This is a genomic window from Micromonospora sp. RTBAU3-60 (assembly GCF_054963695.1).
In genome coordinates this window covers 64,578-84,194 of the sequence record NZ_JBUEGB010000008.1, presented here as the reverse complement: position 1 = coordinate 84,194, position 19,617 = coordinate 64,578, and the positions used below count along the sequence as shown (strand labels likewise).

At 71.0% G+C, this 19,617-nt stretch carries 12 protein-coding genes; 3 read left to right on the top strand and 9 right to left on the bottom strand.

All coding sequences use genetic code 11. The features are described 5' to 3' along the window. Positions 1–3: 3 nt before the first annotated feature. The 6 genes from ACY34I_RS10635 to ACY34I_RS10610 all read right to left on the bottom strand — a co-directional run bounded on the left by ACY34I_RS10635 (position 4) and on the right by ACY34I_RS10610 (position 8,390). Positions 4–3,654 (bottom strand): SpoIIE family protein phosphatase, encoded by a 3,651-nt coding sequence (locus tag ACY34I_RS10635; protein WP_462754464.1) that lies wholly within the window; start codon positions 3,652–3,654, stop codon positions 4–6. A gap of 198 nt (positions 3,655–3,852) precedes the next feature. Then, positions 3,853–4,557 (bottom strand): gamma-glutamyl-gamma-aminobutyrate hydrolase family protein, encoded by a 705-nt coding sequence (locus ACY34I_RS10630; protein ID WP_462754463.1) that lies wholly within the window; start codon positions 4,555–4,557, stop codon positions 3,853–3,855. Between the two features lie 55 nt (positions 4,558–4,612). Beyond that, positions 4,613–5,380: a 3-oxoacyl-ACP reductase gene (locus tag ACY34I_RS10625; protein WP_462754461.1), complete on the bottom strand. Its 768-nt coding sequence runs from the start codon at positions 5,378–5,380 to the stop codon at positions 4,613–4,615. Positions 5,381–5,384: 4 nt separating this feature from the next. Continuing rightward, a complete protein-coding gene (locus tag ACY34I_RS10620) occupies positions 5,385–6,740 on the bottom strand; it encodes an aldehyde dehydrogenase family protein (protein ID WP_462754459.1) in 1,356 nt (451 codons plus the stop codon). A 28-nt stretch (positions 6,741–6,768) separates the two neighbouring features. Next, positions 6,769–8,133 carry a glutamine synthetase family protein gene (locus ACY34I_RS10615; protein ID WP_148795009.1) on the bottom strand — a complete coding sequence of 455 codons (1,365 nt, stop codon included), beginning with the start codon at positions 8,131–8,133 and terminating at the stop codon, positions 6,769–6,771. 98 nt (positions 8,134–8,231) lie between these two features. Next, positions 8,232–8,390, bottom strand: coding sequence for a hypothetical protein (locus tag ACY34I_RS10610; protein WP_462754457.1), 159 nt, complete (start codon positions 8,388–8,390; stop codon positions 8,232–8,234). 100 nt (positions 8,391–8,490) lie between these two features. Here ACY34I_RS10610 and ACY34I_RS10605 point away from each other — a divergent pair, with 100 nt between their 5' ends. Further along, positions 8,491–8,625, top strand: coding sequence for a hypothetical protein (locus ACY34I_RS10605; RefSeq protein ID WP_462754456.1), 135 nt, complete (start codon positions 8,491–8,493; stop codon positions 8,623–8,625). A 68-nt stretch (positions 8,626–8,693) separates the two neighbouring features. Further along, positions 8,694–8,894: a DUF397 domain-containing protein gene (locus ACY34I_RS10600; protein WP_462754455.1), complete on the top strand. Its 201-nt coding sequence runs from the start codon at positions 8,694–8,696 to the stop codon at positions 8,892–8,894. 162 nt (positions 8,895–9,056) lie between these two features. Here ACY34I_RS10600 and ACY34I_RS10595 read toward each other — a convergent pair whose 3' ends face one another. The 3 genes from ACY34I_RS10595 to ACY34I_RS10585 all read right to left on the bottom strand — a co-directional run bounded on the left by ACY34I_RS10595 (position 9,057) and on the right by ACY34I_RS10585 (position 15,443). Beyond that, the gene (locus ACY34I_RS10595) at positions 9,057–13,034 is read right to left on the bottom strand and encodes a carboxypeptidase regulatory-like domain-containing protein (protein WP_462754454.1); all 3,978 of its coding nucleotides are present in this window, start codon (positions 13,032–13,034) and stop codon (positions 9,057–9,059) included. 314 nt (positions 13,035–13,348) lie between these two features. Then, positions 13,349–14,395 carry a LuxR C-terminal-related transcriptional regulator gene (locus ACY34I_RS10590; protein ID WP_462754452.1) on the bottom strand — a complete coding sequence of 349 codons (1,047 nt, stop codon included), beginning with the start codon at positions 14,393–14,395 and terminating at the stop codon, positions 13,349–13,351. Next, positions 14,376–15,443 carry a LuxR C-terminal-related transcriptional regulator gene (locus ACY34I_RS10585; RefSeq protein WP_462754451.1) on the bottom strand — a complete coding sequence of 356 codons (1,068 nt, stop codon included), beginning with the start codon at positions 15,441–15,443 and terminating at the stop codon, positions 14,376–14,378. The genes ACY34I_RS10590 and ACY34I_RS10585 overlap by 20 nt, the downstream gene beginning before the upstream one ends. Positions 15,444–15,685: 242 nt before the next feature. Between ACY34I_RS10585 and ACY34I_RS10580 the strand changes: the two genes are divergently transcribed. Further along, positions 15,686–19,399 (top strand): S8 family serine peptidase, encoded by a 3,714-nt coding sequence (locus ACY34I_RS10580; RefSeq protein ID WP_462754450.1) that lies wholly within the window; start codon positions 15,686–15,688, stop codon positions 19,397–19,399. Positions 19,400–19,617: the final 218 nt, after the last annotated feature.

Genomic DNA, 19,617 nt, shown 5'->3' with positions numbered 1-19,617 from the left:
CCCTCAGTCCGCCAGCGGGCGGCGCAGCGTCACCTCGGTGCCCTGCTCGGTCCGGGTCAGGGTCAGTTCACCGAGCGCCTGGATCAACGCCAGCCCCCGGCCGCGGAAACTCGACCCGGTGGACTCGCGCCACCGGCCGCTGTCCCGGACCGTGGCGGTCACCACCCGATCCTCGATGACCACCTCGACGCCGATCACCGGCTCGGTGGGTGACACCGGGTGCTCGATGGCGTTCGCGGCGGCCTCGGAGATCGCCACGGTGAGGTCGAAGAGGTCGGTCTCGCCGACCTGGTGGGCGACCAGGAAGTCCTCCAGCCGCTTGCGCAGCACGCTGAGTCGGGTCGGCTCCGCCGCCAGCCGCAGCACGAAACGGTTCAGCTCGGTCGCCTCCAGTGCGAGCACGGCCACGTCGTCGTGCCGGGTGCGCTCGGCGACCCGCTCGACCACCGCGTCGACCAGGTCGGCCACGTGCTCCCCCCGGGTGGTGGCGTCCAGTCGGAGCCGGTCGAGCCCGGCGTCGATGCCGAGCCGCCGGTCCTCGATCAGCCCGTCGGTGTAGAGCAGCAGCCGGCCGCCGGGGGCCAGCCCGCCCTCGACGGTCCGGTACTCGGCCTGCGGGATCGCCCCGACCGGCGGCCCGAGGGCCTGCTCGTGCAGGTACGACACCTCGTCGCCGCGGATCAGCAGGGGTGCCGGGTGACCGGCGCTCGCGTACCACAGCCGGCCGGTGCGCGGGGCGAACCGGAGGCAGACCAGGGTGGCGAAGGAACCGCCCTCGGTGGAGCCGACCAGGCGGTTCAGCCGGGTCAGCGCCTCCCCCGGGTCGTAGCCCTCCAGCACGTACGCCCGCAGCGCGTTGCGCAGTTGACCCATCGCTGCGGCGGCGGGGACCCCCTTGCCCACCACGTCACCGATCACCAGCACCAGCTCGTCGTCCGGCGTGCCGATCACGTCGTACCAGTCCCCGCCGACCTCGACGTCGGCGCTGCCGGGCAGGTAGCGGCTGGCCACCACCGCGCCAGGCAGCTGCGGCAGCGTACGCGGCAGCAGGCTGTGCTGGAGGGTGGTGGCGATCCGGTGCTCGGCCTCGTAGAGCTGGGCGTTCTCCAGCCGTACGCCGATCAGCCGGGCCAGCTCGGTGAGCGCGGCCTGCTCGGTGCCGCCGCCCTCCCGGCGCCAGACCCGCAGCTCGCCGAGCTGCACCCCGCTGGTGCCGGTCAGCGGCAGGACGGCTGACGGTTCGCCGCTCGTTTCGCCGCCGCCGTCGACCTCGTACCGGCCGCCGGTGGCGGTGACCACCACCCGGGCGGCCTCGGCGAGGCTGAGCGCGTGACGGGCGGCGACCTGCACCACCTCGGCGGTGGAGCGGGCGGTGTTGACTGCCACGGCCGCGTCGGCGAGGGCCCGCAGCCCGCGGATGATCTGCCCGCGCAGCTGGCCCAGCTCGACGTTGGCCCGGATCCGGGCGATCAGCTCCTGGCTGGAGAACGGCTTGGTCAGGTAGTCGTCCGCGCCGACCGAGAGCCCGGCGACCTCCTCGGCCGAGCCGGCCCGGGCGGAGAGCAGCACGATCGGCACGTGCCGGGTGACCGGGTCGGCCCGCAGCGCGGTGACCAGCCCGAAGCCGTCCAGGCGGGGCATCATCACGTCGGCCAGCACCAGGTCGAACGGGGACTCGACGGCCAGCCGCAGCGCCGCCGCGCCGTCCGGGACGGCGACCACCTCGTACGCGGGGGAGAGCAGCCGACTGACGTGCTCGCGCAGGTCGGCGTTGTCGTCGGCGACCAGGATCCGCCCCGGCCCGCCCGGCATCCCGGCCGGTTCCGGCCGGGCGCCGGGCGCGTTCGGCTCGGCGGTCCAGATCGCGGTCTCGGCGACGTGCAGCCGGGCCTGCGCGGGCTCGCTCAGCGGCGCGGGCGCGCCCGCGGCCACCCGGTCGGCGGGCAGGTGGGCGTACCCGAACGGGACGGTCACGGTGAACGTGGTGCCCTGGTCCACGACGCTGTCCGCCCGCACCGTCCCGCCGTGCATCTCCGCCAGCTCGCGGACCAGGGCGAGGCCGATCCCGGTGCCCTCGTGGGTGCGGGCGCGCACGCCGGGCACCCGGTGGAACCGCTCGAAGACCTGCGGCAGTTCCTCCGGCGTGATGCCGACTCCGGTGTCGGTCACCGTCAGCACGGCCACGCCGTCGCCGGGGCGTACCCGGACCCGGATCTCGCCGTCGAAGGTGAACTTGACCGCGTTCGAGACCAGGTTGAGGACGATCTTCTCCCACATGTCGCGGTCGAGGTGGACCGGCGCGGGCAGCGGTGGGCAGTCCACCACCAGCCGCAGACCGGCTCGTTCGGTGGCCGAGCGGAAGGTGCTGGCCAGCCGGGCGGTGTAGTCGGCGAGGTCGGTGGGCTGGTAGTGGGCGGCCAGCCGGCCGGACTCCAGCTGGGAGAAGTCGAGCACGGTGTTGACCAGCTTGAGCAGCCGCAACCCGTTGCGGTGCACGACGTTCAGCCGCTCGGTGTACGCCTCGGGCAGCATCGGGTCGGCGAGCAGGTCCTCCAACGGGCCGAGGACCAGGGTGAGCGGGGTACGGAACTCGTGGCTGACATTGGCGAAGAAGTTGGTCTTGGCCCGGTCCAGGGCGGCCAGTTCGGCGGCCCGGGCGCGCTGCTGCTCGTGGGCGCGCTGGTTGCCGAGCGCGCGGGAGACCTGGGCGGCGACCAGGTCGACGAAGTCGCGGTAGTCGTCGGTGAACGGCAGCCGGCGGGCCACCCCGACCAGCAGCACGCCGGCCGGCTGGTTGGTGGCGGTGAGCGGCAGCACCAGGGCCCGGTCGGCGGCGTCCGGCGGCACCTCGCCGAGCAGGTCCGCGACGGAGACCCAGCGGGCCGCGCCATCGCCCGGTTCCGGCGGCCCACCGGCGAGGCGGCCCGGGTCGACCCCGGTGCAGCCGGCCAGCGTCGGGACGCCGTCGGAGTCGGTCAGCCAGATCGCGCTGAACGGCAGGTCCGACCGGTACGCGTCGAGCACGCGAGCGGCGGAGCGCCCCAGCTCCGCCGTGTCCGGCACGTCGACCAGCCGGCTGCCCAGCTCGGCCAGAGCGCGCAGCCGGCGCTCGCCGAGCACCCGTCCGGTGGTCTCGTTGACGAAGCAGAAGACGCCGTTGACGGTGCCGTCGGCGTCCCGGATCGGGTCGTACGAGACGTCGAAGTAGACGTCCTCCAGGAAGCCGTGCCGGTTGAGCAGGAAGGGGTGGTTCTCGCCGCGGTACGGCTCGCCGGTGCGGCGCACCCCCTCCAGCATCGGCCCGAGGACGTCCCAGGTCTCCCCCCAGTGCTCGCGGGCGGGTTGCCCGATCACGGCGGGGTGCTTGTCGCCGATGGTCGGCCGGTAGGCGTCGTTGTAGAAGGCGCGGTGGTCCTCGCCCCAGAACAGCACGAGCTGGGCCCGGGACGAGAGCATGGTGCTGACCGCGTGGCAGAGCGCGGGTGGCCAGGTCTCGGGGGTGCCGAGCGGGGTGCCGGACCAGTCGAAGGCGCCCAGCCGCGCACCCATCTCACCGCCGGCGGCGAACGCCGCGGTCAGCAGCGGTGGAAGCTGCGCCGCGACGGTCCCCGAGGAGGAGTGTCCTCCGTCCTCGCCCCCCTGGGCCGAGCCCATGCAGCCTCCCGCTCCGGCCATGTCCACGACGGCCGGCGCAACTCCGCCGGCCGTCCCCGCCTTGTACCCAGGCGGCGGAGCAACCTAACGCCCGACGCGGGACGCTGTCACCTCCGCCTCATCCTGGCGTAACCGCCGACCGACCGCGACCCGGGCGGCACGTCGCCGCGGGACCCCGGCGCGGGCCGGTGATCCGGGTCACTCCGTCGCCGGCCCGCCGCTGGCGGCGCGGACCAGGGCGGCCACCGGCCGGGAGTCGGGGTCGTTCTCCGGATGCCACTGCACCCCGAGCAGGAAGCGTCGCCCCGGGTCCTCGACGGCCTCCACCACCCCGTCGTCGGCCCAGCCGGTGGCGGTCAGGCTGCCCGGGTCGGCCACCCCCTGGTGGTGGTACGAGTTGACGCGGTCCACCCCGGCCATCACCGCCCCGGCCAGGCTGCCGGGGGCGAACCGGACCGGGTGGGCGCCGTACGCCCCGGGGGCCGGCCGGTGCCCGTCGTGGCCGACCAGGTCCGGCAGGTGCTGGTGCAGCGCGCCGCCGTGAGCGACCGCGAGCAGCTGCATGCCCCGGCACACCCCGAGCACCGGCAGGTCGGCGGCGAGCGCGGCGGTCAGCAGGGCCAGCTCACCCGCGTCCCGGTCCGGCCGGCTCTCGGTGCGCGGGTCGGGCGGCTGCCCGTACCGCTCCGGGCCGACGTCCGCGCCGCCGGCCAGCAGCAGCCCGTCGAGGACCCGCAGCACGTCCGCGTCCGCGTCGTCCGGGGGCAGCACCACGGCCCGGCCACCGGCGGCGGTCACCGCCCGGACGTACGCCTGCGGCACCAGCGCCGCCGGGACGTCCCGCCACACCGCCCAGCCGGCCGGCTCGACGTACGCGGTGATCCCGATCAGCGGCCGGCTCACCGGGCCGGCACCGTTCGCGATTGCGGGGCTCGCAACCCCGGCTCACTCCTCGCGCTCACAGGGGTGTCACATAGGCGCCGGTGATCCCGCCGTCCACCACGAACTGCGCGGCGGTCATGAACGACGCGTCGTCGCTGGCCAGGAAGGCCACCGCGGCGGCGATCTCCTCCGGGTTGCCGAACCGGCCCATCGGCACGTGGACGAGGCGGCGGGCCGCCCGCTCCGGGTCCTTGGCGAACAGCTCCAGCAGCAGCGGCGTGGCCACCGGGCCGGGGCAGAGCGCGTTGACCCGGATCCCCTCCCGGGCGAACTGCACGCCCAGCTCCCGGGTCATCGCGAGCACCCCGCCCTTGCTCGCCGTGTACGCGATCTGCGAGGTCGCCGCGCCCATCAGCGCGACGAACGAGGCGGTGTTGATGATCGAGCCCTTGCCCTGGCGGCGCATGTGCGGGATGACGTACTTGCAGCACAGGTAGACGCTGGTGGTGTTGACCCGCAGCACCCGCTCCCAGGCGTCCAGCCCGGTGTCCAGGATGGAGTCGTCGTCCGGTGGCGAGATGCCGGCGTTGTTGAACGCCACGTCGACCCGGCCGTGCCGCTCGGCCACCCCGTCGAACAGGTCCCGGACCGAGCTCTCGTCGGCCACGTCGCAGGCGACGAACTCGCCGCCCACCTCGTCGGCGGCCCGCTTGCCCGCCTCGGTGTCGATGTCGACGCAGACCACCCGGGCCCCCTCGGCGGCGAACCGCCGCACGGTGGCCAGCCCGATGCCGCTGCCCGCTCCGGTCACCACCGCGACCCGGTCCTCCAGCCGTCCCTGCACTGCGTCACTCCTCTGTCGAGATGAAGACGTTCTTGACGTCGGTGAAGGCGTGCAGCGCGTCCGGACCCAGCTCCCGGCCGAGCCCGGAGCGCTTCATCCCGCCGAACGGGGTCCAGTAGCGCACCGAGGAGTGCGAGTTCACGCTGAGGTTGCCGGACTCCACGGCCCGGGCCACCCGGACCGCCCGGCCCACGTCCCGGGTCCAGATCGAGCCGGACAGGCCGTACTCGGTGTCGTTGGCCAGCCGGATCGCGTCCGCCTCGTCGTCGAAGGGGAGCACCGACACCACCGGGCCGAACACCTCCTCGCGCCAGTGCCGGTCGGCCGGCGAGTCGGCGAGCAGCACGGTCGGGGCGTACCACCAGCCGGGGCCGTCGGGGCGGGAGCCGGTGAAGGCCACCTTCGCCCCGTCGACGTACCCGGCGACCCGCTCCCGGTGCCCGGCGGAGATCAGCGGTCCCATCTCGGCCGTCTCGGCGGCCGGGTCCTCGACCCGGAAGGCGCGCACGGCCGGTTCGAGCAGTTCCAGGAAGCGGTCGTACACCGGGCGCTGGACCAGGATCCGGGAGCGGGCGCAGCAGTCCTGGCCGGCGTTGTCGAAGACCGCGTACGGCGCGGTGGCCGCCGCCTTCGCCACGTCGGCGTCGGCGAAGACCAGGTTGGCGGACTTCCCGCCCAGCTCCAGCGTCACCCGCTTCACCTGGGCCGCGCAGCCGGCCATGATCCGGGTCCCGACCTCGGTGGAGCCGGTGAAGCAGACCTTGCGCACCGCCGGGTGGGTGACGAACCGCTCCCCGACCACACTCCCCTCCCCGGGCAGGACGGTGAACACGCCCTCCGGGAGCCCGGCCTCCAGCGCGAGGTCGGCCAGGCGCAGCGCGGTCAGCGGGGTCAGCTCGGCCGGCTTGAGCACCACCGTGTTGCCGGCGGCGAGGGCGGGCGCGAAGCCCCAGCCGGCGATGGGCATCGGGAAGTTCCACGGCACGATCACGCCGACCACACCGAGCGGTTCGTGGAAGGTGACGTCCAGCCCGCCGGGCACCGGGATCTGCCGCCCGGTGAGCCGCTCCGGCGCGCCGGCGTAGTAGTCGAGGACGTCCCGGACGTTGCCCGCCTCCCAGCGGGCGTTGCCGATGGTGTGGCCCGCGTTGCGGACCTCCAACAGGGCCAGTTCCCCAAGGTGCGCGTCCACCACGGCGGCGAACCGTCGCAGCAGGCGCGCCCGGTCCCCCGGGGCCACCGCCCGCCACGACTCGTACGCCCGGGTCGCCCGGGCGATCGCCGCGTCGGTCTCGGCCGCCGAGGTGGCCGGCACCTCGCGCAGCACCTCCCCCGTCGCCGGGTTCCGCACCTCGGTCACATGCCCTCCTCCTGCACGTCGCGGCGGATCAGAGACGTTCGAAGCCACGGACCAGTTCCCAGTCGGTCACGGCGGCGTCGAAGGCGGTCAGCTCGACCCGGGCCTGGTTGGCGTAGTGGGCGACCACCTCGGTGCCGAAGGCGTCCCGGGCCACCTCGGAGGACTCCCAGAGGGCGAGCGCGTCGCGCAGGGTGCCCGGCACCCGCGCCGCGGCCCCGTCGTCGTACGCGTTGCCGGTGCACTCCTCGCCCAGCTCCAGCTCCCGCTCGATGCCGTACACCGCGCCGGCCACCAGCGCGGCGATCGCCAGGTAGGGGTTGACGTCCGCGCCGGGCACCCGGTTCTCCACCCGCATGCCCTGGCCGTGCCCGACCAGGCGCAGCGCGCAGGTGCGGTTGTCGGTGCCCCAGCGCAGCGCGGTCGGGGCGAAGGAGCCCGGCTGGTAGCGCTTGTAGGAGTTGACGTTCGGGGCGAAGAAGAGGCTGAACTCGCGCATGGTGGCGAGCAGCCCGGCCAGCACCCGCCGCCCGGTCTCGCTGAGGTGCGCCGGCCCGTCCCCGAGCAGGGCCGAGCGGCCGGCGGCGTCGCGCAGCGAGAAGTGGATGTGGCAGGAGCTGCCCTCCCGCGCGTTCGGCTTGGCCATGAAGGTGATCGACATGCCCTCCTGGGCGGCGATCTCCTTCGCCCCGTTCTTGTAGATGACGTGGTGGTCGGCGCAGGCCAGCGCCTCGTCGTAGCGGAAGGCGATCTCGTGCTGGCCGAGGTTGCACTCGCCCTTGGCGCTCTCCGGGGTCAGTCCCGCCCCGGCCATCTCGGTGCGGATCCGGCGCAGCAGCGGCTCCACCCGGGCGGTGCCGAGCAGCGAGTAGTCCACGTTGTACTGGTTGGCCGGCGTCAGGTCGCGGTAGCCGCGCCGCCACGCCTCCTCGTACGAGTCGCGGAACAGCACGAACTCCAGCTCGGTCCCGGCGTACGCGGTCAGCCCGTGCCCGGCCAGCCGGTCGAGCTGCCGGCGCAGGATCTGCCGGGGTGAGGCGATCACCGGGCCGGAGCCGTCCAGCCACTCCAGGTCGGCCAGGAGCAGGGCGCTGCCCGGCTGCCACGGCATCCGGCGCAGCGTGCCCAGGTCGGGCTTGAGCGCGAAGTCGCCGTAGCCGCGTTCCCAGCTGGACATCGCGTACCCGTCGACGGTGTTCATGTCGACGTCGACGGCGAGCAGATAGTTGCAGCCCTCGCTGCCGTGCGCGACCACCTGGTCGAGGAAGTACGGGGCGTGGAACCGTTTGCCCTGGAGCCGGCCCTGCATGTCGGTCAGGGCCAGCACCACCGTGTCGAGCTCGCCGTCGGCGACCGCGACGCGCAGCTGTTCCAGCGTGAGCGGGGCTTTCCTCATGGGTGCGCCTCCATGGGAAAGGTCTACGCGCAGAACCGGATCACCGTCAATGCTCCCTCCGGACGTGATCGATCGACCCCTGCCGCGCCGGGATCACGTCAGTCGCGGACCCGCGCCCACGCGATGAACCGGTGGTGCAGGTCCGGGGCGTGGTCCGGGTTGAGCTGGGCGAGCTGTTCCCGGGCCTCGGCCATCAGCCCGCCGAGGTAGAGCAGCAGCGCGGTCCGGTTCCCCCGGTACTCGACCAGCAGCGACAACCGGGCCGGCTGGCAGGGCCACTCCGCGCCGCAGTTCCGGCACCGCCAGAGCGGGCGCGTCGGAACGCTCCAGGTGCACGTCGTGCCCGTGGATGCTGGGATGTACCTGGGTCTGGCCGGGCAGTTCATCATCGCCGAACTGCCCGACGGCGCACGCGTGGCTCACGCGGACAACCAGCTCAGTGCGCAGATCGTCGATGCACCAGCCGACATCGCTAAGCTGGCGATGACATGAGAGATCGTGCGGAACGAAGCGCTCCCCCGCCGGCAGTCGTTCGAGTTGATCAAGGAAGTGGCGAAGTCATGGACGTGATGACCCCGCTGTGGCGGAAGTCGACCAGGTCCGGCGGCAACGGCGGGTCATGCGTGGAGGTCGCCGACAACCTGCCGGGCGTCGTGCTGGTGCGCGACACCAAGGACCGGGAGGGCGGCACCCTCCACGTCACCCCCATGTCGTGGCAGTCCTTCGTCGACCTGGCAAAGCATCTCGGCTCCGTGGGCTGATCTGGGCAGCACGACAGAAGGTCCTCCCGCCTCCGCCTTCTCGGTCGTCTGCCCAGGAACTGTCTCCGCCGACGGCGGCCCGGCCACCTGGATGGTGACCGGGCCGTCGTCGTACAGGACGCGCGCTACGGGACGCGCGCTACGGCGCGCCCCGTGTATGCGCTACCCGAGCGGGTCGAGCGAGAAGTCCGCCCTGACCGTCTGGCCCGCCTTGAGCGTGACCTTCTTCGTCGCAGGCGCGTGGCCCTCGGCCGCGACGACCAGCGTGAGCGGGCTCACCGTCGAGTCGATCCAGTACGCGTACGTACCGTCACTCTCGGTGACCAGCGTCTTGCGGTATCCCTTGCCGCCGTTCACCTGGACGATGGCCCCACCGAGCGGCTGGCCGTTTGCCGAGGTGACGGTGCCGGTGACCTTGCCCCACGACTTCGGGGCGGTGACGTTCATCGACACCGGCACCTCACCCACGTTGTACGGCGTGTTGGTGCTGGCACCGATCACGGCGGAGTACGCGCCCGGCTGGTCGACGTCGGCCGACATGGTCGCCGTCACCGTGCGCGACTCGCCCGGGTTGAGCGTGAAGGACGGGTTGTCGAAGGACACCCAGTCCGCCGGAGCGCCCGAGCTACCCGTCACGTTCATCACGATGTGCATGCCCGGGAAACCGATCGACGCCGTGTCGGCCGGCTCGGAGATGCCGCAGTCCACCGAGGCGATGTACGACGGCGCAGTCTGGCCGGCGTTGTTCGAGCCGATGAAGAAGAAGCCATCGGCAGGGACCTTCACCTCGACCACCAGGGTGCCGCCGGACGGGACCGCGCCCTCGACCGGGACCGTCACCAGAGTGCCGGTACCGGCCGGAACCGTGGCGTCGGCCGAGCCGATGAGCGTCATGTTGGCGTACCGCAGGTCGCCATTGAGCGTGTAGAGGTTGACCGTGAGCGGTTGGTTCCCCCGGTTCGTCTCCACGCCGAACGACACGCTCGACACGTCCAGGCCGTTGAGCCCGAAGTCGGCCAGCGTGAACGTCCGCAGGTACGAGTTGTTCCGGGTGGTGGCGCCGTTGTTGCACGACGCCGAGTTGCCGGCCGTGATCGCCTGCGACGCGGAGTGCGTGATGGTGATCTCGTCGGCCGGGGTCTGCGCCGCCTGAGGCGTCACCGTCTCGCCCTTGACGTTCGAAGGCGACATCGACGAGCCGCCCGCCGACAGCTTCCCCTTCGGGGCCACCGACGCCGGGACGGTCGCCTTACCCTTCACCGCCGTGAGAGCACGCGTGGCGAGCGGCTGGAAATCGCCGCCGCCGGCTTCCAGATCGACCGACGCCGGGGCGGTGCCCTCGTTGGTGATCGTGAGCTTCTCGGTGTGGGAGCCGCCCATGGGCAGATTGGCATGGGTGTCGCCATCAGAAACGATGGTCACCTTGCCCGCGGCCAGCGCGGCGTCGAACCTCACGGTGTCGTCCTCGGTGACCATGACCGAGCCGGTGGCATCCCGATACTTCGGCGCCGTGATCTTGACCGAGTAGCCACCGGTGATGACCGACGTCGAGTATGTGCCGTCCGCTCCAGTGGTCACGGTCTTGCTCTGGGCGTCGGAGGAGATGGCCACGGTCGCGCCGGAGATCGGCGCACCCGTGTTCCGGTCGGTCACCGTGCCGGCCACCGTGCCCCGCGGCGCGGAGTCGTAGTGGATCGACATTCCGGCGTTGATCGCCGGGGTGTTGTAGGAGAACTGGTGGGCGATGGTGCCGTTCTCGTTCTCGATACCCACCGTGGCCGAGCTGCCGGCCGCCGCTCCGCCCGAGTTCGCCCCGTAGCCGAGCTCGATCTCACCGTTCGCCAGGAGGGTCACGGAGAAATTCGTCCGCAGGTTGCGGTTGCCGTAGGTCGTGACATTACGCCACTCGAGCACGAACGCGTCGACCCCATCGACCTGGGTGGTCGCGGTGTACAGACCCGCCGAGGCGTCGAAGTACAGGTCGTCCCACAGCGGGTAGATCGCCGCGTTGGGCACGGCACTGCTCGGGATCGCGACGTTGCTGTATGCCGTCGAGAGCCCGGCGAAGTTCACGTGGCCGTTGGTGGTCACGTACGCCGTCGTGAAGTCACCGTCGTAGTACGGGAACGAGAACGGCAGCGGGACCGTGGTCGCCGCGTCGTCACCGGTCAGGTTCACCCGGGTGTCACCCGTGGCGAGCCCGTCGCTGCCGACGGTGCAGAAGTACCCGAAGCCGTCGTACCTCCGGGCGATTTCGGCGGTGACCGTCTCGTCGCCGTCGACGACGACCTCCTCCGAGAACTCGCTCGTGCAGGAGCCGCCCTCGACCGAGATCGTGTAGGTGCCCTCGGGCACGTCGGTGAACGCGAACGCGCCGTTGGCGTCGGTGGTGACCGGGTCGATCGGTGCGGAGATGCTCACCGTGGTGCCGACGAACGGGTTGCCCGTGGCGATGTCCGTGACGGTGCCGGACACGGTGTGGCGTGGCGCGGCCTCGAGGTCGATGTTCACCGTGGTGGTCGCGTCGACGGTGACCGTGGCGCCGGTCGGGGCAGACGGCAGGTAGCCGAACGCCGAGGCCGAGACCTGGTAGTCGCCCACGGCGACGCGGACGGAGTACGTGCCGTCCGTGCCGGTGGTGACGGTACGGTCGTGCTCGCCGTCGACCGTCACGCGCGCCCCGCTGATCGGGTCGCCGTCGGCCTCGGTGACGGTGCCGGCAACGGTGCCCATGTCACCGATCGGCGCAGCGTCGATCAGCGCGGCCAGGTCGAGCGTGCCTTCGCCGTAGACGTTGTTGTTCTCGGCGGTGCCGCCGCACGAGGTGTCGTCGACGTTGTGGGCGGTCCGGTTCAGCAGTTCCCAGGTGCCCGGGATGTCGCCGATCAGTGCCGGTGCGGCGCTCCACAGTACGGCGACGGCGCCCGCGAGGTGCGGGGCGGCCATCGAGGTGCCGTTGTAGTTCGCGTACCCACCACCGGGGACCGAGGAGCGGACGTTCACGCCCGGGGCCGAGATGTTCGGCTTGATCCCGCCGCCCTCACCGGGACCGCGCGAGGAGAAGGACGCGATGCGGCCCGAGGAGTCGACCGCGCCCGCCGAGTAATTCGTAGTGTTCGCGCCCGGCGAGGAGGTCGTTTGGCAACCGGGACCGCTGTTGCCCGCCGACCAGGCGCCGAAGATGCCGGCGGCAGCCCACGCGTCGGTGATGTCCTGGTACCAGTCGGTGATGGTCCCGGCGGCGGTGTAGCCCCACGAGTTGTTGACGACGTGCGGGCGCTTCGCCGGGTCGGCAGCGGTGCCGTCCGTGCGGGTCGGGGCGGTGATCCACTGACCGGACTCGAGCAGGTCGGCGTCCGAGCAGGTGTCGCAGCCGTTGGCCTCGATCCACTGCGCGTCGGGCGCGACACCGATCTGGTTGCCGTGACCGTCGTCGCCCATCATGGTGCCCATGGTGTGGGTGCCGTGCCCGTTCACGTCGCACGGACTGCCGGACGAGCCGCACCGTCCGGAGGAGTCGAAGAAGTTGTAGTTGTTGTCGATCGTCCCGTCGGGCTGCCGACCGCGGTAACCGTCGGCGAGCGCCGGGTGGTCGAACTGGACACCGGTGTCGACGCTCGACACGACGATGCCCTCGCCCGTGAAGCCCTGGGCCCAGACCTCAGGGGCGTTGATGAAGTCGAGGCCCCACTCGACCGTGGCCGGGGCGTTCGCCGACGCCTTCTCGCGCTTGACCGGCTCGACGAGGTCGAACTTCGTGGTCTCGGCGATCTGGCTGACCTCGGGCTGGGCGGCGAGATCCTTGGCGAGCTCCAGCGTGCCGTCCTCGACGAGGATGCGGTTGCTGATCCAGAAGCTCTCGTAGTCGACGCCGTTCGCCTCGAGCTGCTGGATCACGTCGGCCTGGGACGTCTTGGCCGTGCTGGTGAGCCTGTCGTAGACGTACTGGCCGCGCTTGCCCCAGTCGGCGATGTCCGGCGCCGCGTCCAGGTTGGCCTTCGCCGACAGCTTCACCCAGAAGTCCGCCGAGTCGTGCGTGGTGAGCGTCTTTTCAACGGCCGAGGTGAGCTTGTCGGCCGGGTTGGCTGACGGTGCTGTGGTCGATGGCGCGGCGAACGCGGCGGGTCCTGCGCTCGCCATCGCTGTCGCGAGAACCGCGAGAGCCGCTGTCACGACTGACGCGCGTCTCGCATGCCTGGTTCGTGTGTGCACGGAACCTCCATGGACTAGCGCGCCCCCAGAGACAGGACGCGCATGACACCCCACGGTCGTGGGTTATAGAACAACATGAATCACTCGGCACGGCTGGGGCTACCCGGCGGCATGGGCAACTCGGCAGCAATCCGGTCAACTTGCGGCCAACTGATAGTCAGCGCGTCGTCACCGTGCGGCGTCGCCGGGTCCTCGTCCCAACGTGGTGCAGATGGCACTCGGCCCGTCCCCGGGGAGTTGGGTCACTCAGCCGACCGGCGGGGTGCCTGTTGCAGCGCGGCACGCACACCGGCCTGGAACCGGCTGTGTGCGCCGAGATTGGCCATCAGGGCGGCGACCCGTCGCTGCACCGTGCGGTGCGACAGGCCGAGTTGACGCGCGATCGCCTCGTCGGTGAGCCCCGACAGGAGCAAGGTGATGAGCCGGTCCCCATCGTCCCCGAGGCGTCCCGTGTCATCGGGCTCGGCTTGGCCGGGCGCGGGCCGGTGCAGCGGCAGCGCGCGCTGCCACAGCCCTTCGAACAGCGAGACCAGGGCGTCCAGGAGCGCCGAGGGGTGGACCACGATGATTGCGTCCTGAGCCGCCGTATGGCGTTGCAGGGGCAAGAACGCGACCTTCGCGTCGGCCAGCCAGAGGCTGATCGGCAGGTCGGGCAGCACCCGGGCGAGCTGTCCGGCCTGGATCGAGCGCTCCACGGCGGCCAGTGAACCGGGATGCTTGATGGCCGAGCGGTCGTAGATGGTGCGCCAGGTCAGGTCGCGGCGCACCGCATCGCGGTCGGGTTCGCGAGGGTTGGTGCTGTCGAGCACCCCGATCGCCAGCCCCCCCGCCGTCGACAGGTAGGGCGGCTTGGCCAGGCAGCTGATGTGTTGGCGGGCGCTTCGCTCGATCTGCAGCCATCGCTGGCGAACTGCGCGCGGTCCGGTGATCACCTCGACCATGCTGGCGCTGTCCGATACCGCGGGCTGGGCCTGATAGGCGGCGTCGAGCACGGCGACGTGCCGGCGGGCCCGCTCGAGCTGCTCTTCGTAGTCAGCGAACAGCGCGCCGAAGGCCGCTGCGGGAGAGGCCGCCTGGAACCGGACCGGGGGGCCGGCCTCGCGGCTGATCAGGGACCGTTCTTCGAGGCCGGCCAGCACCTCGGCCAGCGGCTCGGGCCGGGACCACGCCGCCTCGAGGTCGGCGAGTGTGGCCGACGGCCGTTCGATCAGCAGCTCGTAGGCGGTTTGCTCGGCTGGGGCGAGCCCGATCACCGAACAGTTGTCCTGGTCACCGAAGTCTGGCGGCATCGGCTGGGGCCGTGGTGGTCGGGACGGCATCGGGGGAGTCTTGGCTGCCGGTCGTCAGCCAGCCACGTACCACCGCCTGGTAGCCGGCTTGGAACCGCGTGGTTGCATCCAGCCGGGCCATCATGGCACGTACCCGGGCGCGGACCGTGCGGTCGCTAACGCCGAGCTGGGCGGCGATCTCCTGGTCGGTTTGACCGGCGACCAGCAGCACGAGCAGGTGCCGGTCCATGGATGAGGGCGTCGTTCCGCTCCCGTCCAGCTCGGCCCGTCCTCCGCTGACGTGCAGCGGCAGCGCGTGTTGCCAATGGATCTCGAACAAGGCGGACAGCGCGTCCAGCAGTACCGGGTGGTGGACCACCAGTCGCGACTCCACATCCGGTGGCTGGGACAGCGGCAGGACCGCCGCCGTGTCGTCGAACAGCATCATCTTAAGCGGGATGTCCGCCACCCTGGCCTGCTCACCCGCGGCGATACCGGCCTCCAGGTCGGCCAGTCGGCCAGGGATGTCCAGTGCCCGGCGGTCGTAGATGACCCGGACCTGGAGCCCGGCTTGGAGTTGGTCGACCTCAGTGGTGTTGAGCTGGACCGCGTCGTTGGCCGGATATGGCGGACCGTCGCACGCGCGCACTTGGTGGCGCGCGCCGCGCTGCAGCTCCGTGAACCGCCGGATGTGCTTCTCGCGCCCGCGGATCACCTCGACCATGGCCGCGTGGTCGTGATTGATCTCGGTCCGAACGAACCGGCTGACCAGGTCGGCGACCCGCCCGCGCGCCTCGGCCAGCGCGCGGTCACGGGCGCTGAGCAGCATCTGCAGGGCGGTGTTCGGCGGAGTGGCCGACCAGCGCTCGGGATCGCTGGGCACGGCCGCGACCAGTCCGAGCTGGACGAGTCGCGACAGGACGCGGCCGGCCTGACCGGTATAGCCGCATTCGTCGGCAAGCTCGTCGAGCTGACCGACTGTCATCGGCGGGCAACCGATCAGTCGCTCGTAGAAGTCCTGTTCGGTCTGATTCAGGCCGAGTACGCCGAGCGCGGCTGGATGATGCATGTCCACCGTCTCCTTTTCCCGCCATTGTCGTCAATAGGAAAGTTTGACGCCTTCCGGAATACGTCACCTCCGTGCCAAGGTCGATCAATCCATCGTTCTCCGTCCATGTCAGCCGCACCGGCATCGTAGCCGCCCTGCGGGCCTTTCTCGGCCACCCCCGCGCCATCGAGGAGGAGCAGATGAATCGACGGCCGCAAATGTGCAGACCCAGCCCCAGGACGGTTGTCGCCGCGGTAGCGGCCGTGACCGTCGCCGCGATGCTCGCGGCCGCCGCCCCGGCCGCCGCGCAACCGGAAGTCCCTCCGGACGCGCCGCCAGCGGCCGCCGTACTCGCCAAGAACACCGTCACGCTGGTGACCGGTGACGTGGTCGACCTGACCACTCTGTCCAATGGAGACGCGACCGCCACCGTACGGTCGGCAGCAGACCGGCACAACGTCAGCTACGCCACCAGAAAGGTCGGCGAGGCGCTCTACGTCATACCGAGCGACGCGATGTCGCTGCTCGCCGCCGGTAAACTCGACGAGGAGCTGTTCAACGTCCGGGCCCTGGTCGACAGCGGCTACGACGACACGCGTGCCGCCACCCTCCCACTGATCGTGCAGTACACACCCACTCGGGCGAAGGCAGCGGTCGCCGCCGTTCCGCCCGGCACCACCAAACGGCTGACCCTGGAGAGCATCAACGCCCGCTCGGTGCAGGAGCACAAGAATCAGGCCAAGCAGTTCTGGACCGCACTGGCAGGAACCGAGCCGGGCGTGACCACGACCGCGACCGCCAACTCGGTGCGTAAGGTCTGGCTCAACCGCCGGGCGAAGGTCACCCTCGCCGACAGCGTCCCGCAGGTCGGTGCCCCGCAGGCCTGGGCCGCCGGCTACGACGGCACCGGCGTCACCGTGGCGGTGCTGGACACCGGCATCGACGACAGCCACCCGGACCTGGATGGCGGCAAGGTGACCGCGGCCGCCAACTTCTCCGACGACGCCGACACCGCCGACCACTTCGGGCATGGCACACACGTGGCGTCGATCGTGGCCGGCACCGGTGAGGGCGCACCCACCGTACGCAAGGGCGTTGCCCCCGGCGCGCACCTGCTCAACGCCAAGGTGCTCAACAGCGGCGGTTCGGGCACCTTCGACCAGATCATCGAGGGCCTGGAGTGGGCCGCCGCGCAAGGCGCCGACGTCGCCAACATGAGCCTGGGCACCAGCGCCCCGTCGGACGGCAACGACCCGCTGGTGCAGGCGGTCGACTCGATCAGCCAGACCAGCGGCATGCTGATCGTGGTCGCCGCCGGCAACCTGGGCAGTGGCGAGTCGACCATTGCGAGCCCGGGGTGGGCGAATGAGGCGCTGACCGTCGGTGCGGTCGACAAGCAGGACCGTCTCGCCGGCTTCTCCGGCCGCGGACCGCGCCTGGGTGACTATGGCATCAAGCCGGACATCAGCGCTCCCGGCGTCGGCATCGTCGCCGCCCGCGCACAGGGCACCACGCTCGGCCCCATCGTGGACGGCAACTACCAGCAGCTCGACGGCACCTCGATGGCCACGCCGCACGTGGCCGGCGCGGCCGCGATCCTCGCGCAACGGTTCCCGAACCACACCAACCGGCAGCTGAAGGATGTGCTGATCTCGACCGCCAAGACCCAGTCCGGGCAGACCGTGTACCAGCAGGGCGGCGGCCGGCTGGACGTGGCTCGGGCGTACACCCAGCAGGTCTATGCCAGCCCCGGCACGCTCGACCTCGGCTTCTTCCCCTACCCGCACACCGACCAGCAACCGGTCACCAAGACCGTCACCTACCACAACGACACCGCGACCGACATGACGCTCGCGCTGTCCCTGAAGGTAGCGGGTAAGGCGGGCGGGCCGGCGCCGGACGGGATGTTCACCCTCAGCCGGCCGAGCGTCACGGTGCCGGCCGGTGGCACCGCCACCGTCGACCTGACCATGACCCCCTCCGCCGGCGCGCTCGACCTCTACGGCGGCTACCTGGTCGGCACCGCGGGTGACGTCGTGGTGCACACCTCGGTCGGCGCGTACCTCGAGCCGGAGATGTACAACCTGACTGTCTCCGGAATCGCCCGCGACGGCCGGCCGGCCGCAGTGATCAGCTGGGCCGAGCTGTGGAGCCTGGAGACCGGGGCGTTCACGCAGAAGTACTTCTCCCAGGACACCTCGACCGTCACCTTCCGGGTACGACCGGGCACCTACAACCTGGCCGGCTACCTGGCCACCGCTGATGCGGCCAGCCTTTACGCGACGGAGGTCGCCACCGTCGCCGAGCCGCAACTGGAGATCACCGGTGACCGAAGCATCACCCTGGACGCCAGAAGCACGAAGCAGATCGTGGTCAACACCCAGGAACCGACGGCCCCGTCCACCTTTACGCTGTCCTACCACCGGGATATGGGAGAGCGGAACTTCCACAGCTCGTTCACGCTGAGCCCACCGATCAGCCGCGGCTACGCCTCGCCGACCACCACTGTGAACAAGGGAAACTTCGAGTTCTACAGCCGGTGGGACCTGGTCGCCCCGCGCCTGCAGGCAGAAGTGATCGAGCCGAAGAGCATCCCGCTCGATCCGCAGCCGATGAGTAACGCATTGCCGGTTGACGGCGAGCGCACCCTGCCGCTGGTCTACGTCGGGCTCGGCAAACCGGAGGACTACGCCGGGCTCGACCTCCGTGGCAAGATCGCGTTGATTTCGCGTGGGGAGACGACCTTCGCGTCGAAGGTCGCCAACGCCCAGGACGCCGGGGCCTGGGGTGCGGTGATCTTCAACAACAAGCCGGGCCTCCTGCTCGCCGGAGCCGGTGACCCCGGCACCGTCCGGATCCCCGCGTTCACCATCGAACAGGCGCCGGGTCTGGAACTGGTCGACCTTCTCCGCGCGGGCCCGGTCACCGTACGGGTGTCCGGCACCCAGGTCAGCCCGTACTTCTACGACCTGCTGCTGCCGGAAAAGCAGCGCATCCCGCAATCGTTGAGCTACCAGATCAACGAGAACAACACCGCGGAGATCGACACCCGGTACACGGCGGACAGCGCCGGACTGCTCGGTGCCGACGTGCGGCACATCTCCCGCCCATGGCCAACATTCTCGGTCGGCGTCCTCCGCGAGGTGCCGCGACCGCTCCAGCGGACCTACTACGTATCGGCGAATGACACCGACTGGTGGCACGTCGGCTGGTCGAACGCCCCGTTCGACGGCGAGTTCCACGATGCCTACACCCGGTACTCGCCCAAGACGAAGCTGTCGGAGAACTGGTTCGGCCGGCCGTCCCGTCCGGGAGCCACGGCACTGGTGGACACCCAGGTCACGCGCTCCGAGGACGAGTTCTCCATGGCGATCTTCCCGTTCTCCGACTCCGGCGGGCACCACGGTTGGGAAACCGCCGGAGACGAACTCAGCACCAAGCTCTACGCGGGCAGTCAACTGCTGAAGGAAATCGACGCCGCCCCCATCGACACCTTCCCGGCCCTGGCCGACCCGGCGACGTACCGGTTGGAGTTCACCGGAAAGCGCTCCACCGCATGGTCGAGGTATGCCACCGAGACCAACACCACATGGACGTTCGCCTCGCTCCGGCCAGCCGAGGGGAAGCAGGAGCGCCCGCCGCTGCTACAGGTGGACTACAACCTGGCGCTGGACCAGTACAACCGGGCCAATGACCGCAGGGCCTACACCTTCACCCTCAACATCGGGCACCTGCCGGGGGCGACCGGCCCGGCCATCGGAAGCGTGGCGGCCTGGGCGTCGTACGACGACGGCGGCACCTGGACGAAGGTCGACCTGGTCAGTCTCAACAACGGCACGGTGCGCGCCATCGTGCACCACCCGGCCGTGGCGAACACATCCGGCGCGGTGTCGCTGCGGGTCAAGGCCACCGACGTGGCCGGCAACAGCATCGACCAGACGCTGATCCGGGCGTACGGGCTCACGTCGGTCGACTGACCGTTCGCGGCGGTGGGTGGACACGCCGGCGCCCACCCACCGCCATTCATCCCCGCTGCCACTTCCCCTTATCCCCGTCGACAAGTCCCGTCAGGGGTGTTGGTAAAACCTGCGTCACCAGGGGCCAAATGGTTGATCTTCATGCGCGGCCCTGAGTGTGGGACCAGTCGTCCGAGCGCTCGACCATACGGAACCGCACCAAGATCAAAGATCGGTGG

Coding starts and splice junctions, on each gene's coding strand:
- ACY34I_RS10585 (WP_462754451.1), bottom strand. CDS start 15,443: ATGCATCATCCAGCCGCGCTCGGCGTACTCGGCCTGAATCAGACCGAA.
- ACY34I_RS10605 (WP_462754456.1), top strand. CDS start 8,491: ATGTACCTGGGTCTGGCCGGGCAGTTCATCATCGCCGAACTGCCCGAC.
- ACY34I_RS10615 (WP_148795009.1), bottom strand. CDS start 8,133: ATGAGGAAAGCCCCGCTCACGCTGGAACAGCTGCGCGTCGCGGTCGCC.
- ACY34I_RS10600 (WP_462754455.1), top strand. CDS start 8,694: ATGGACGTGATGACCCCGCTGTGGCGGAAGTCGACCAGGTCCGGCGGC.
- ACY34I_RS10590 (WP_462754452.1), bottom strand. CDS start 14,395: ATGCCGCCAGACTTCGGTGACCAGGACAACTGTTCGGTGATCGGGCTC.
- ACY34I_RS10595 (WP_462754454.1), bottom strand. CDS start 13,034: ATGGCGAGCGCAGGACCCGCCGCGTTCGCCGCGCCATCGACCACAGCA.
- ACY34I_RS10635 (WP_462754464.1), bottom strand. CDS start 3,654: ATGGGCTCGGCCCAGGGGGGCGAGGACGGAGGACACTCCTCCTCGGGG.